Genomic DNA, 12,710 nt, shown 5'->3' with positions numbered 1-12,710 from the left:
TGCCGACATCCTGCTTACCTCGGCCAAAGCAAGACATCTGGCTCCCACGCTCTGCGTGGTAGCCTTGAACCGGAAACAAGGAGTGTTTCATGGGGCGCAGTCGTTACAAATTTATTTATCCCGACCAACCGCATTTTATGACCCTGACGGTGCAGGGGTGGTTACCTGTCTTTACCCGACCTGAGTCTGTAGACATTCTGCTGCAATCGTTTCGCTTTCTTATGAATGAAGGTCTGCGCATTCACGCCTGGGTTATTCTTGAAAACCACCTGCACCTGATAGCTCAAAGTCAGCAGCTTGATAACGACATCGCCCGGTTCAAATCCTTCACCGCCCGTCAGCTTCTGGGTTACTTACAGCAGCGAAAAGCCACGACCTTGCTGAACCAGTTACAGCAACTCAAATTAGCCCATAAAACCGACCGCCAATCGCAGCTCTGGCAAGAAGGTGTTCATCCTGAATGGATCAGCAGTTCGGAGATGATGAAGCAAAAGATCGAATACATTCATCAGAATCCGGTCAAGCGGGGTTACGTTGATCATGCCGAACACTGGCGTTACTCCAGTGCCAGAGACTACGCGGGTAGTGAAGGACTGCTTCCGGTGGATAAAAGCTGGTGGTCAGAATAGGTCTGGCTGACTCCCACGCTCATCTGGCTCCCACGCTCTGCGTGGGAGCCCTTGCTGGCACGGTTGCGTTCCCACGCGGAGCGTGGGAACGAGAAACTGGCTCCCACACTCTGCGTGGTAGTCTTTGTTGGTACGGCTGCATTCCCCAAGCGTAAGATGAGACGGGCAATGGCCGGCTTAACAGTAAAATCTTCTAGGATTGAGAATCATGGCACGGACTTTCAGATTGACAGTATATCAGGCAGGAAATGTTCGGGTTAGGCCCTTAACGTTTAGTGATAGTGTGTATGTTGAAATACATACTTCGAATGTAAGTAATCTTAATTGGCTAAAGAGGTCTATTACTGGTTATTACATAGATTTGGTTGAAATGACTGATTCCGGCATATCACCTAGCCAGCTTGGATTTTCGACGAGTGCGGGGTTTTGCCCATGTCGCGTTGTTTTTCATGGTGATGCTGAAAACAGAAGTTATGTAGTCCAGTTTAATTGCGAAAAATTAATGAAGGATATTCCAGTTGCTTCTGAAAAAAATAGGGATGATTCTGGATTTCAAGTCGATGTGGCAGACTATCTAGAGGATGTATCGTCTGGTTTGGTTGATGTTATAGATAGTGGATGTTCTACCGTGATCCCTATGATTGGTCTTTTAATTAAGACGATTGGTTTGGTATCTACTGTGCGCGATGGTCTTTTTTCTCGCAAGATTAAAAGATTTCTTTTGGAATTGGACAAGGTTGATGAAAGTCAAAGAATTGAATTTGAATTGAAGATGGAGCGAGATAAAAATGGCTTTTATGAGTCGTTGTTGATTGTGATTGATCAGTGTGATTCGGTTGAAAAGGCAGGGCTGATAGGAAAGATTTTTTCAGCCTCTATTCGTGGACGTATATCGCCAGATGTGTGTCTGCGTCTTTGCTCTAGTGTTAATCGCGCTTTCGTCGAAGATATTAAGGCTATAGCTCGCTTTAATCATCCTAGAATGAACGATTTGGAGGCTGCTGAGGGGTTGGTAGCGGTAGGGTTGGCACGCCGGATTTACGATATTGAGGATCTCGGTCTGGATTCAAATAGACGGTCTTTTTTTGAACTAAACAAATACGGAATTATGATATTGGATTTGGTTTTTAATTCGTAGATTTTTAGATGAATTGATAACACAAAAGCCCGCTTTCGCGGGCTTTGGTATTTTATATCGTCCACTACATTCCCACGCGGAGCGTGGGAACGAGAAACAGAGCGTGGGAACGAGATGGTGCGCAGTGCGCACCCTACGAATTACTCTTCGTAATTCTCAATCGCCGGACAAGAGCAAATCAGGTTACGGTCGCCGTACACATCATCAATACGGCCAACGGTTGGCCAGAATTTATGTGCGCCAAGTTCTTTAACCGGGTAAGCGGCCAGTTCGCGGCTGTACGGACGATCCCATTCTCCGGCAATTACCGGTGCGGTGTGCGGGGCGTTTTTCAGCGGGTTGTTTTCCGCATCCAGTTCACCACGCAGTACCGCGTCGATTTCGCCTTTAATGCTGATCATGGCATCGGCAAAACGGTCGATTTCGGCTTTGGATTCCGATTCGGTCGGCTCGATCATAAAGGTGCCCGCAACCGGGAACGACATGGTCGGCGCATGGAAACCGTAGTCCATTAAGCGCTTGGCGATATCCACTTCGGTAATGCCGCTTTCGGCTTTCAGCGGACGCAGGTCAACGATACATTCGTGCGCTACGCGGCCGTTCTGGCCGGAGTACAGAATCGGGTAGTGAGCCGACAGGCGCTTGGCCAGATAGTTGGCTTTCAGCAGTGCATTCTGGGTCGCACGGCGCAGACCTTTGCCGCCCATCAGGGTGATGTACATCCAGCTGATGGTGAGAATGCTGGCGGAACCGTAAGGCGCAGCCGATACCGCACCATTGCCTTTGGCTTCGTTCTCCAGCGGGCGTACCGCGTGGTTGGCCACGAATGGCGCCAGGTGTTTGGCAACACCGATAGGGCCCATGCCCGGGCCGCCGCCGCCGTGTGGAATAGCGAAGGTTTTGTGCAGGTTCATGTGCGATACGTCGGCACCGATAAACGCCGGCTGGGTAATACCTACCTGTGCGTTGAGGTTGGCGCCGTCCATATACACCTGGCCGCCGAGGCTGTGTACCAGATCGCAGATTTCACGCACGCCCTGCTCGTAAATACCGTGGGTCGACGGGTAGGTCAGCATCAGGCACGACAGCTGGTCGCCGATTTCTTCGGCTTTTTTCTTCAGGTCGTCAAAGTCGACGTTACCTTCGTCATCGCAGTTGGTAACCACAACGCGCATCGAGGCCATTTGTGCCGACGCCGGGTTAGTACCGTGGGCAGAGCGCGGGATCAGACAAACGTTACGGTGACCTTCGCCACGGCTTTCGTGGTATTTCTTGATCGCCAGCAGACCGGCGTATTCGCCCTGCGCACCGGAGTTCGGTTGCATACAGATGGCGTCAAAACCGGTCACCGCTTTGAGGTAGTCGTCCAGCTCGGCAATCATTTGCTCGTAGCCAACGGTCTGTGACTTAGGCGCGAACGGGTGAATATTGGAGAACTCAGGCCAGGTAACCGGAATCATTTCGGTGGTGGCGTTCAGTTTCATGGTGCAGGAACCCAGCGTGATCATGCTGTGGTTCATGGCCAGGTCTTTCGACTCCAGACGCTTCATATAACGCAGCATTTCATGCTCGGTATGGTAGCGGTTGAAGGTCGGGTGGGTCAGGAAGGCGGTGTTACGCGCCTGACCGGCGTCGATGCTGTTGGAACCGTTGGCAACAATCTGCGCATCCAGTGCGTACACGTCCAGACCATGACCTTCGCCGAGAATAATATCGAACAGTTCCTGTACGTCGGCGGCGGAGGTTTTCTCGTGCAGGCTGACACCCAGAGTGTTTGCTGCCATACCCAGAGCGGCATCGTCACGCAGGTTCACTTCACGCGCTTCGGCACGGGCCAGTACCGCGGCTTTGTCGCTGGCGTTAAAGGTCAGGGTGTCGAACCAATTGTTGTTGACCAGTTCAATGCCCTGAGCCTGCAGACCGGCTGCCAGAATATCGGTTAAACGGTGAATACGGCCGGCAATGCTCTTCAGACCCTGTGGACCGTGGTACACAGCGTAGAAAGAGCTCAGGTTGGCCAGCAGCACCTGTGCGGTACAGATGTTGGAGTTGGCCTTCTCGCGGCGGATGTGCTGTTCGCGGGTCTGCAGCGCCATACGCAGGGCTTGTTTGCCCTGAGCGTCGATGGAAACACCGATGATACGGCCCGGAATCGAACGCTTGTACGCGTCGCGGGTGGCGAAGAAGGCCGCGTGCGGACCACCAAAGCCCATCGGTACGCCGAAGTGCTGGGCGTTACCCAGAACAATGTCGGCACCCATTTCGCCCGGTGCTTTCAGCATCACCAGCGCCATCAGGTCGGTGGCAACGGCGGCCAGCGCGTCTTTGGCGTGCAGGGCGGTGATCACGTCGGTGAAGTCACGCACGTCACCGTTTTTACCCGGGTACTGGAACAGGGCACCGAATACATCGGCGTCGGCGGCGGCATCCGCCGGGCCAACCAGTACGTCCCAGCCAAAGGCTTCGGCGCGGGTTTTGACCACGTCGATGGTTTGCGGCAGGCAGTTTTCATCGATGTAGAAGGTGTTGGATTTGTTTTTCTTCACCGAGCGCTTGGCCATCGCCATGGCTTCGGCAGCGGCGGTGCCTTCGTCCAGCAGCGAGGCGTTGGCCAGTTCCATGCCGGTGAAGTCGATCACCATTTGCTGGAAGTTCAGCAGGGCTTCGAGACGGCCCTGAGCAATTTCCGGCTGGTATGGGGTGTAGGCGGTGTACCAGCCCGGATTTTCCAGCACGTTGCGCAGAATCACCGGCGGAATAATGGTGTCGTGGTAACCCAGACCAATGTAGCTTTTGAATACCTTGTTTTTCGCGGCCAGCGCTTTCAGGTAGTTCAGGGCTTCGAATTCCGGCTTGCCATCCGCAATCTCAAGGAAAGGTGCGCGCAGGATGTCGGCCGGCACGATCTCGGCGGTCAGCGCCTCCAGAGATTCTGCACCCACCGCGGCCAGCAGGGCGGCTTCCTCGTTGTTATCAGGGCCGGCGCCATTGGAGGCAATATGACGGCCGATAAAATTATCGCGTTGTTCAAGGTCTTTCAGAGAGAGTGTGGTCATGGCATAACCCAGAAAAGTTAAAGCGAGTAGCTTGGTGCTGCCCCGGGACCGGGGTCAGGCACTGACCCGGCGACCATGCGGCCGGCCGGGTTCAGGGAAAAACAACTTATTCGCAGGCAGCGGCGTAAGCGGCAGCGTCCAGCAGGTTGTCGAGGTCGGCGGCGTTGGCCAGTTCCATTTTGAAGAACCAGGCTTTGCCGTACGGGTCTTCGTTCACCATTTCCGGTGCATCAACCAGTTCTTCGTTCACGGCGATGATTTTGCCAGCCAGCGGAGCGTAAATGTCAGACGCTGCTTTCACGGATTCGACCACAGCGATGTCCTGCTCGGCTTCTACGTCGGCACCGACTTCCGGCAGTTCCACGAACACCACGTCACCCAGTTGGGCCTGAGCGAAATCGGTAATACCAATGGTCACGGTGCCATCGGCTTCAACGCGGATCCATTCGTGGGATGTGACGTATTTCAGTTCAGCTGGAATGTTGCTCATCTTGTTCTCCAATCACTAATTCAGAATTTGGCCAATATCAGGAATTTAATCTTAAAACTGTTTCTGACCGTTGCGCACGAACGGCAGTTTTACCACACGCACCGGTACCAGTTTACCGCGCACATCCACCATGCAGCTGTCGCCGGTGGCCGCCGGAACCCGGGCGATGGCAATAGAATAATCCAGAGACGGTGAGAAGGTACCGGAGGTGATTTCACCGTCGCCCACGCCTTCAACCACGACTTTCTGATGGGCACGCATTACACCGCGGGTTTCCATCACCAGACCGACTTGCTTCATGGCAACGCCGGCGGCTTTTTCCGCTTCCAGAGCCGCACGGCCAATGAAGTTACGCTCGGCCGGTTCCCAGGCGATGGTCCAGCCCATGCCGGCCTGCAGCGGCGACACGTTTTCGTCCATGTCGTTGCCGTACAGGTTCATGCCGGCTTCCAGACGCAGGGTGTCGCGTGCACCCAGACCGGCTGGAGCCACGCCTGCGTCCAGCAGTTGCTGCCAGAACGCGGCCACTTCGGTGTCCGGCACCATGATTTCCAGACCGTCTTCGCCGGTGTAACCGGTACGGGCGAAGAACCAGTTGGCTTTTGGCAGACCCTGGAAAATCTTCAGGCCGCTGATCAGGTCGGCGGCTTCCGGTTTTACCTGTTTTACCAGTTCAATGGCTTTCGGGCCCTGAACGGCGACCATGGCCAGTTCCGGACGTTCGGTCAGGCTGACGTCAAAGCCTTTGCTCTGGGCGGCCATCCACTCGAGGTCTTTCTCGCGGGTGGAGCAGTTCACCACGGTGCGGTACCAGCCATCCATTTTGTACACGATCAGATCGTCGATCACGCCGCCGTTGGCGTTCAGCATGCCGGAGTACAGGGCTTTGCCGGTCTCTTTCAGCTTGTCGACGTCGTTGGCCAGCAGTTTCTGCAGGTAGGCTTTGGCATCGACACCGGCCACATCGACGATGGTCATGTGGGATACGTCGAACATACCGGCGTGCTGGCGCACGGCCTGGTGTTCCTGAATCTGGGAACCGTAGTTCACCGGCATATCCCAGCCACCGAAATCGACGATCTTGCCGTTGGCTTCCAGATGCTTGGCGTACAGTGCGGTTTGCTTGGCCATGGTAATTCCTGCTGTTGATCGGAGGTCGGGTTGAGCAAAAAGTGAGCGCCCTAAACCCTTAAAAAGGGCGGCAGTATAGCGCCTAAAACCCGCTTCGGCATCCTCAGAATTTCATAAAACAGAACCATGGTGCCATTTTGGCATGAATGGACTCATTCGTGCAGAAAACCCCGGTAAAATCAGGGTGAGATGCGATTTTTTCTGACCATTTGATCAGAAAATAACGGTCGCCGGACGGGTAGAAATGGAGCGGACAGTGGCCCGGATCTGGCTGGTGAGCATGGTCTCTAAATCGGTCGGCAATTGGCGGCGGGCGAAGATGCCGTCGATCCATAACGAGGCGAAGCCGTGAATGCCAGACCAGCAGATATTCGACAGCAGGATGACGGGTTCCTGAATGAACTCGCCGCGCTGCACACCTTCATCAATCAGCTTCACCAGCACTTCAAAGGCACGGTGACCGGAGGCCATGAGTTGCGGGTACTGTTCGCGGCGGTCGATGGTGGTGCCGAACAGCAGGCGGTACTTCTCCGGGTGAGAAATGGCGTAGCGCAGATACGCTTCGCCGGCGGCCTGCATGTTGGTGTGGCAGTCGGCGTCTGGGGTAATGCAGGCGGTGGTGGCTTCAGCGATTTCATCAAACGCCTGCCGCGCCAGTTCGACCAGCAGTTCGTTTTTGTCGGCGAAGTGCCGGTAAGGAGCGGTCTGGGAAACGCCAACCGAACGCGCCAGTGCACGCAGGCTGAGTTTGTCTGCGCCCTGTTCGCGGATGCTGACCACTGCTGCGTCGAGCAGAGCTTCGCGCAGGTTGCCGTGGTGATAACTGGAAACAGGGGCGTCGGTTACGCAGTCGTTCATGGCGCGTCCGTGATCTTAAACGGCGCTATTCAACCGGGATTGGCTGACAGCGTCAACCAATCCCGGCGATCAGCAAGTGCCTGTCAGAGCTGGGTTTCCGGCAGGGCGAGGCGGATAGGGCCTGTGCTGTTGCGCATCGCCGGTACGCCGTGGCGCACCTGACTTGGCGAGTAACCGCACCACTTTTTAAACGCCTTGGAGAAGTTGGCCACGCTGGAGTAACCCAGCAGTACCGCTACTTCGGTGACGTTGTGCTGATACTGCTGCAGCCAGTAGCTGGCCTGAATCAGGCGCAGTTCACCGAGCAGTTTCTGGTAGTGGGTGCCGCATTCCTGCAGACGGCGTTTGCAGGTGCGCTCGCTCAGACCCAGGCGTTTGGCCAGTTCGTCCAGTGGCGGTGCTTCGTTGAGCTCGGCCCGGAAAATATTGGCGGCTTTGTGGGTGATGAGCAGGCTCGGCGCGGCCGCGTCGCAGCGGATGTCGGGCATGCGGTGACTTTCGGCCGGCAGTTCCGCCCAGTGCCGTGGGAACACCAGACGGGTATGGCCGCTGACCACGACTTTTTCCGGCAGCCAGGGTGCCATGCAGCCGACGGTCATGGGGGCGTGCAGTTCGATGCTCAGCTGATCGTGACGGCCGGCCAGTACCGGCAGCCAGCGCTGGTGCAACCAGCTGAGGGCCAGTTCGGTGGCGACCGGGCGCAGACCGGAGGAAATACCGCTCAGCGGATTCCACGCCAGTTCCAGCGTCAGCTCGTCTTCGCCTGAGCCATGCAGCAGCAGATCGAAGGCGGCAAGGGCAGCGGGTTTTTCCAGCTGACCATTGCTGAAGCGCACCAGACTGAATTCCTGATCCTGCGGGGTGAGCGCCAGTGTCATACCAAAATCCAGCGCCAGATCGGGCTGATTCAAGGTCTGACGGGCCCAGTTCAGCAGGTCCAGCAGAGCCGACAGAGGGATGCGGGCGCGGCTGTTAAACAGGGCGTCCGCTGGCAACTCGAATCTGGGAAGTTGCCGTGTTTTAAGGCCTTTTGCGGCCAGCAGGCGCAGCAGCGAATGCAGCGCGTCCGCAGAACAGTGTAACGCGTCCATGGGTTATTCTTTTTTTTAATTGTGGTGAGAGGACGGGACTGTACGCAACTTTGGCCGGTAATCAATGGCTAATCGGGCAAAAGGGCCACTTAAACTGGCAATAATCGACTCTCTGACGTGAATGATCGTTTGTTGACGCTGTTCACATTTCCGGAATAGCATGTTTTCGCTGTAAACATCGCTGATAACTATAACGAGGCGTCCATGCTCAGTGTTTCCCGCTCTGCCTCTTCCGGGCTCATTCTTTTTTGGCTGGCGTTCAGCGCCATGGTTCAGGCCGCCGGTGCGCCGGTGCCGGTCGAAACCCTTCCTGTGGTGGTGCAGGAATACGCGCGTCCGGTGCGCATCAGCGGTGTGCTGGAAAACAAGTCCGAACAGAACCTTGCATTCAAAGTCGGCGGCTTGCTGCGCCGCGTAGCGGTCGATGAAGGGCAGTGGGTGAAGGCAGGACAGATGCTGGCCTCACTGGATCTGGAAGAAATCGACGCGCAGGTGGCCAAGGCCGAATCGGTTCTGTCCAACGCCGAGCGCAATCTGGAGCGCTTCCGCTCGCTGCAGGGCTCGGATGCCTTGTCGGTGGAACAACTGCAACGGGCGGAAACTCAGGTCGAAGTGGCACGATCCGACCTGCGCGTGGCACGCTTCAATCAGCGCCATTCTGTGATTCTGGCGCCGGCGGATGGGCGCATTCTGAAACGCTTTGTCGAACCCAATGAAATGGTCGCCAATGGCAAACCGGCGTTTCTGTTTGCCTCCAAACAGGCCGGTTGGGTGCTGCGCGCCGGGGTCACCGACCGCGACATCGTGCGCCTGAGTCTGAACGACACCGCTGCCGTAAGTTTTGATGCCCTGCCGGGGCAGACATTCGCCGCTGAGCTGAGTGAACTGGCCGGCCGCGCCGATCAGAGCCAGACCTTCGAGGTGGAACTGCGTCTGGCCGGCAACGGTTCTACGCCTTTGCTGGCCGGATTTGTCGGCCATGCTGTGATTATTCCGGCACAGGCCCAACCGGCGGCATTGGTACCGGTAGCGGCCATGGTGCGGGCGGCAAAAGGTGAGGCCGAAGTGTTTGTGGTGGGCGCTGATGGCCGTGCTGAAAAGCGCAGCGTGCGTCTGCTGGTGCTCGATGAGGGCAATATGGTGGTCACCGACGGGCTGAGTGCGGGTGAGCAGGTGATTGTGTCGGGTGCACAGTTCCTCACCGATGGTCGTGAGCTGGCGCTGCCGGCGCAGACTGCCGACAACCCGTAAGCGGAGGCGACGATGAAATTACCGGAACTCGCGGTCCGCAATCACCAGTTCACCTGGGTGTTGTTTTTGTTGCTGGTGCTGCTCGGCGTGGTGTCGTTTTTTACCATGCCGCGCTCTGAAGACCCGCAATTCGATTTTTCCGCCGCCGTGATCAAGGTGGTGAATCCGGGGACCACACCGCTCGATATGGAAAAGCTGGTGGTCGACCCGATCGAAAGTGCGCTGAACGAACTCGATGATTTGCGTGAAATTAAAACCGAGGTGGAAGACGGTCTGGCCGTGATCCGCGTTGAGTTTTTGTACGGCACCGATCCTGAGGATAAATACGACGATGTGGTGGGCGCTGTGGCGGAAGTCCGTGACGATCTGCCGGCCAGCATTGTTACGCTGGACATCGACAAAATTTCGCCCGCGGATGTCAGTATTCTGCAGCTGGCGCTGGTGTCGGACGAAGCCGATTATCTGGAATTAAAAAAACACGCCGAAGTGCTGGAGCAAAAGCTTGAGCGGGTCAGCGGCGTCAAGCGCGTCGACATCGCCGCACTGCCGACACTGGAAGTACAGATTCAGGTCGACCAGCGCAAAGTGAATGGTCTGGGCATCAGTCTCGATGAAATTTACGCGGCCGTGCAGAGTGCGGCGCAGAATTTACCCGGCGGCCACGCCAACGCCGGCGACCGTCGTTTCACCGTGCGCACCAGTGGCGACTATGAATCCCTCGATGCGATTGGCGATACCGTGGTGCGGGCGGTGAATAACCGCCTGATTTATCTGCGCGATATTGCCAATGTTTCCCTGACCGAAAGTCTGCCCAGTTACCGGGCCCGTCTGAATGGCGAGAAATCCGTCTTTATTTCTGTGGTACAGCGCAAAGGCAGTCAGATCTTTCAAGTGCGTGAAGGCATACAACAGGTGCTGGACGCGTACACCGGGCATCGCCTGCCGTCGCACATAAAACTCACGACTGTGATGGATCAGTCGCTCAGTGTTGAACGTCAGATTGACGGCTTTTTCAGCAATTTAAATCAGGGCCTGATTCTGGTGGCGGTGATGTCACTGATCGTGCTCGGTTTCCGTCCGGCGCTGGTGGTGGTGGCGGCGGTGCCGCTGTCGATTTTTATCGCCATCGGCTGGTTGGATTTAACCGGTTTCGGTCTGCAGCAGATGTCGATTGTCGGTCTGGTGATTGCGCTCGGTCTGCTGGTGGACAACGCCATTGTGGTGGTCGAAAACGTGGCGCGTCATTTGCGCGACGGCGATACGCCGACGGATGCCGCGGTAAAAGGCAGCTCGCAGGTAGCCTGGGCGGTGGCGTCCGGTACCTTAACCACCGTGCTGTCGTTTTTACCTATGTTGCTGATGCAGAACGGTTCCGGCACGTTTATGCGTGCCATGCCGGTGACTGTGGTGCTGACCCTGTTCGCTTCGCTGCTGGTGGCGCTGACGCTGACCCCTCTGCTGGCCAGTAAGCTGGGTAAGGCTGCAGCGTCGACCACACGTACGCAACAGAAAATGGAAGGCTTCGCAGCTACCGTTTATCAGGGCTGGCTGAACCGGGCGCTGGAAAAACCCAAAGCCGTCATGCTGGTGTCGGTGGCGTTACTACTGGCGTCGCTCAGTCTGTTTCCCTTCATTGGTGTCAGTCTGTTTCCGAAAGCAGAAAAGCCGATGATTCTGGTGAATATCGATATGCCGGAAGGCAGTACCTTCGAGAAAACCGACGCCATGGCCGCACGTGCCGAAGCGCTGGTGCGGGCTGAGCCTCTGGTGCTGGATATTGCCCGTAACGTCGGGCGCGGCAATCCGCGTATTTATTACAACATTATGCCGTCGCGCCAGACGGTGAATTTCGCGCAGTTATTCGTCACCTTAAGCGAGCATGAATTACCTCAGGTAGAACCTATGGTGGCGCGTCTGCGTCAGGCGCTGGCCGCGTTACCGGGGGCACAGATTACGGTAAAAGAATTTCTGCAGGGCCCGCCGGTAGAGGCGCCGGTAGAAATCCGCATCATGGGCGAAGAACTGGGCCAGATTCAGCAGGTGTCGCACGACGTGGCTGCGATTATGGAGCAGGTGCCCGGCGTGGTGGGGGTGGAAAATCCGGTGGGAAAATACAAGGTCGATCTGCACGTGCAGATTAACCGCGATAAAGCCGCCATGCTGGGAATCCCGTTGACCACCATCGACCGCACCATCCGCACGGCACTGGTGGGGTTGCCGATGGGCGTGTACCGCGATGACGACGGTGAGGAATACGATCTGGTGCTGCGTTTATCGGAATATCCGCGCCCGGAGCTGGCCACCTTTGACGATATTCAGATCAAGTCCGCCAACGGCGAACTGGTGCCTTTACTGCAACTGGCGAACGTTGAGCTGGAAACCAGTATTGCCCGTTTCCAGCATTTTGATACCGAACGGATGGCGCGCATTACCTCCGATGTGTTGCCCGGTTTTAAAACCGAGTCGGTGACCAATGCGGTGGTGGCGGAACTGAAGAATTACGCCTGGCCGGACGGAGTGCATTTTACCGTGGGTGGTGAGCAGGCGAACCGTAAAAAGGCGTTTGGTGGCATGGCGAAAGCCCTGCTGCTGGCGGTGTTCGGTATTTTTGCCGTACTGGTCCTGCAGTTCCGCTCCTTTGTGCAGCCATTAATCGTGTTTGCCGCCATTCCGTTTGCGTTAATCGGTGCGTTGCTGGCGCTGTTTTTAACCGGCTATACCTTCAGCTTTACCGCCTTTATCGGTCTGACCTCGCTGGTGGGTATTGTGGTGAATAACTCGATTATTCTGGTCGACTACGCCAACCAGATGCGGCGCGAAGGCATGGATCAGCTGGCGGCCATTGCAGCGTCGGCGCAAACCCGGTTTGTACCGATCGTGCTGACCACATTAACCACCATTGGCGGTCTGCTGCCGCTGACTCTGTCGGGCTCCAGCATGTGGTCGCCGATGGGCTGGGCCATTATTGGTGGTTTATTGGTGTCGACCGTGCTGACGCTGATTGTGGTGCCTGTGCTGTATCGCTTTTTAGGCAAAATGCCGGACTGACACTGGATGTCAGTAACG

9 protein-coding genes are annotated in these 12,710 nt (G+C 56.3%); 4 read left to right on the top strand and 5 right to left on the bottom strand.

What is annotated here, in order from left to right; all coding sequences use genetic code 11:
• Positions 1–89: 89 nt before the first annotated feature.
• Together ACQUQU_RS12230 and ACQUQU_RS12225 are read left to right on the top strand one after the other, a co-directional pair.
• Positions 90–629, top strand: coding sequence for an REP-associated tyrosine transposase (locus tag ACQUQU_RS12230; protein WP_430459972.1), 540 nt, complete (start codon positions 90–92; stop codon positions 627–629).
• A gap of 208 nt (positions 630–837) precedes the next feature.
• On the top strand, positions 838–1,767 hold the full coding sequence (locus tag ACQUQU_RS12225) for a hypothetical protein (protein ID WP_430459971.1): 930 nt from the start codon (positions 838–840) through the stop codon (positions 1,765–1,767).
• Between the two features lie 140 nt (positions 1,768–1,907).
• On the opposite strand, the gene gcvP is transcribed toward ACQUQU_RS12225, so the two are convergent.
• The 5 genes from gcvP to ACQUQU_RS12200 all read right to left on the bottom strand — a co-directional run bounded on the left by gcvP (position 1,908) and on the right by ACQUQU_RS12200 (position 8,393).
• Positions 1,908–4,823 (bottom strand): aminomethyl-transferring glycine dehydrogenase, encoded by a 2,916-nt coding sequence (gcvP, locus tag ACQUQU_RS12220; protein WP_430459970.1) that lies wholly within the window; start codon positions 4,821–4,823, stop codon positions 1,908–1,910.
• Positions 4,824–4,929: 106 nt separating this feature from the next.
• The gene (gcvH, locus tag ACQUQU_RS12215; RefSeq protein ID WP_430459969.1) at positions 4,930–5,313 is read right to left on the bottom strand and encodes a glycine cleavage system protein GcvH; all 384 of its coding nucleotides are present in this window, start codon (positions 5,311–5,313) and stop codon (positions 4,930–4,932) included.
• 51 nt (positions 5,314–5,364) lie between these two features.
• Positions 5,365–6,444, bottom strand: coding sequence for a glycine cleavage system aminomethyltransferase GcvT (gene gcvT, locus ACQUQU_RS12210; protein WP_430459968.1), 1,080 nt, complete (start codon positions 6,442–6,444; stop codon positions 5,365–5,367).
• Between the two features lie 213 nt (positions 6,445–6,657).
• Entirely contained in the window at positions 6,658–7,302 is a 645-nt protein-coding gene (locus tag ACQUQU_RS12205; protein WP_430459967.1) for a TetR/AcrR family transcriptional regulator, read from the bottom strand.
• Positions 7,303–7,385: 83 nt separating this feature from the next.
• On the bottom strand, positions 7,386–8,393 hold the full coding sequence (locus ACQUQU_RS12200; protein WP_430459966.1) for a helix-turn-helix transcriptional regulator: 1,008 nt from the start codon (positions 8,391–8,393) through the stop codon (positions 7,386–7,388).
• A 204-nt stretch (positions 8,394–8,597) separates the two neighbouring features.
• Between ACQUQU_RS12200 and ACQUQU_RS12195 the strand changes: the two genes are divergently transcribed.
• Both ACQUQU_RS12195 and ACQUQU_RS12190 read left to right on the top strand, forming a co-directional pair.
• Positions 8,598–9,644: an efflux RND transporter periplasmic adaptor subunit gene (locus tag ACQUQU_RS12195; RefSeq protein ID WP_430459965.1), complete on the top strand. Its 1,047-nt coding sequence runs from the start codon at positions 8,598–8,600 to the stop codon at positions 9,642–9,644.
• Positions 9,645–9,656: 12 nt separating this feature from the next.
• A complete protein-coding gene (locus ACQUQU_RS12190; protein ID WP_430459964.1) occupies positions 9,657–12,692 on the top strand; it encodes an efflux RND transporter permease subunit in 3,036 nt (1,011 codons plus the stop codon).
• The last annotated feature ends 18 nt before the right edge of the window (positions 12,693–12,710 follow it).

The sequence above is a fragment of the Thalassolituus sp. LLYu03 genome, from assembly GCF_050507655.1.
GTDB lineage: Bacteria > Pseudomonadota > Gammaproteobacteria > Pseudomonadales > Oceanobacteraceae > Venatoribacter.
This window is presented reverse-complemented; position numbering and strand designations above follow the sequence as displayed.

Bases quoted from the DNA above. Each gene is read 5' to 3' on its own strand.
- ACQUQU_RS12230 (WP_430459972.1), top strand. From the start codon at position 90: ATGGGGCGCAGTCGTTACAAATTTATTTATCCCGACCAACCGCATTTT.
- ACQUQU_RS12225 (WP_430459971.1), top strand. From the start codon at position 838: ATGGCACGGACTTTCAGATTGACAGTATATCAGGCAGGAAATGTTCGG.
- gcvP (WP_430459970.1), bottom strand. From the start codon at position 4,823: ATGACCACACTCTCTCTGAAAGACCTTGAACAACGCGATAATTTTATC.
- gcvH (WP_430459969.1), bottom strand. From the start codon at position 5,313: ATGAGCAACATTCCAGCTGAACTGAAATACGTCACATCCCACGAATGG.
- gcvT (WP_430459968.1), bottom strand. From the start codon at position 6,444: ATGGCCAAGCAAACCGCACTGTACGCCAAGCATCTGGAAGCCAACGGC.
- ACQUQU_RS12205 (WP_430459967.1), bottom strand. From the start codon at position 7,302: ATGAACGACTGCGTAACCGACGCCCCTGTTTCCAGTTATCACCACGGC.
- ACQUQU_RS12200 (WP_430459966.1), bottom strand. From the start codon at position 8,393: ATGGACGCGTTACACTGTTCTGCGGACGCGCTGCATTCGCTGCTGCGC.
- ACQUQU_RS12195 (WP_430459965.1), top strand. From the start codon at position 8,598: ATGCTCAGTGTTTCCCGCTCTGCCTCTTCCGGGCTCATTCTTTTTTGG.
- ACQUQU_RS12190 (WP_430459964.1), top strand. From the start codon at position 9,657: ATGAAATTACCGGAACTCGCGGTCCGCAATCACCAGTTCACCTGGGTG.